Genomic DNA, 1,311 nt, shown 5'->3' on the forward strand with positions numbered 1-1,311 from the left:
TGAACATCCCTAATTAGTGTTGACCGTTTTTAAATTTACATTTCATTATTAAAAATAGTGATTGATTGATTCTGAAAAGTACTTTTCAGAATCAATTTCTTTTCATAGGCTATCGGACTAATTTTTCCAATATGATTATGCGGTCTTATGTTATTGTAATGATTGACCGCCTTTCTGGTCATTTGTTTTAGTTGATTAAAATTTTTAGGGTTCCAATGCGCTATATAATCATTTTTTATGGTTCTGTTAATACGCTCTGCATAAGCATTGTCCTGAGCTGTTTTTGCCATACTAATTAGGCATCCTTTGCTTTTTAACAGCGCTATATAGGCGGTGTAAGTGTATTGGCTTCCTCGATCTGAGTGATGGACCTTAGGTGCTTTATGACTTTTAAGTGCCATTTGCAAAGCCTTCACGTTAGCTGTAGCCCTCATATGGTCTGATACCTGGTAACCTACAATTTTCTTGGTATACACATCTATAATGAATACTGCATAGTAGAACTTTTCTCCAACTCTAATATAGGTAATATCAGACTGCCAGATTACTGAAGGCCCGCTTACCTGCATTCCCTTAATTAAATTCGTATACTTTGTATGTACTGCATAGGTGGTCCTGCTATAATTCTTAGGGTATTTTAAACGATAGCCCAGCTCCATAAAGGTCGCTATAAATCGATCCCTACCTATAAAATCTGGACGTAAGGTGTAATACATTTTCTCTACCCCACAACCGGGATGGTCTGCCCGTAACTCATCAGCCTCTACTACCAAAGCAGCCATTTTATTGTCTAATTCAGCCTGACGGTTGGCGTATTGATGCACCGCCTGTTTGCTGATCCCTAATACTTTATATAACTGATTCATGGAAAAGCTTATTTTCTTTTGGTTACGGAACCATTCGATAGTGGGGTGTTGGAGTTTTTTTTCAGGTCGATATGCAGCTCTTGGTTAGCCAGGTCAATCACCTTTTCAAGATAATCAATCTGTATCTGCTTTTGACCTACCATACACTCTAGTTCCTTTACTTTAGCCTCTAAGGACTTTAATTTTTTGGTACTGCTATTTTCCATCTCTACTATACGTTGACCTGGTTGGTTGATCGTCGAATACTTATAGATCCAACGGTAGATTGTAACATTACTTATGGTATGGATACGCTCCAATTGGGGAACACTGAATTTACCACTTTCAAAATCTTTTACAATAGATTTTTTAAAAGCCTCTGAATACTTACGGGACTTTTGAATTAATTTGATTGTTGACTTCATAGATTTAACCTGTTATGGTCAACCTATATCAGGGACGTACA

2 protein-coding genes are annotated in these 1,311 nt (G+C 37.1%); both read right to left on the reverse strand.

Annotated features, from left to right (window positions below; all coding sequences use genetic code 11):
- Positions 1-35: 35 nt before the first annotated feature.
- Complete coding sequence (locus tag L1967_RS22190; RefSeq protein ID WP_249603672.1) at positions 36-866, reverse strand: IS3 family transposase; 831 nt, start codon at positions 864-866, stop codon at positions 36-38.
- Between the two features lie 8 nt (positions 867-874).
- Positions 875-1,270, reverse strand: coding sequence for a transposase (locus L1967_RS22195; protein ID WP_249603673.1), 396 nt, complete (start codon positions 1,268-1,270; stop codon positions 875-877).
- Positions 1,271-1,311: the final 41 nt, after the last annotated feature.

This window comes from Zunongwangia pacifica, assembly GCF_023499215.1.
Lineage (GTDB): Bacteria > Bacteroidota > Bacteroidia > Flavobacteriales > Flavobacteriaceae > Zunongwangia > Zunongwangia pacifica.

Excerpts from the sequence above, each read along its gene's own strand:
- L1967_RS22190 (WP_249603672.1), bottom strand. The coding sequence starts at position 866 with ATGAATCAGTTATATAAAGTATTAGGGATCAGCAAACAGGCGGTGCAT.
- L1967_RS22195 (WP_249603673.1), bottom strand. The coding sequence starts at position 1,270 with ATGAAGTCAACAATCAAATTAATTCAAAAGTCCCGTAAGTATTCAGAG.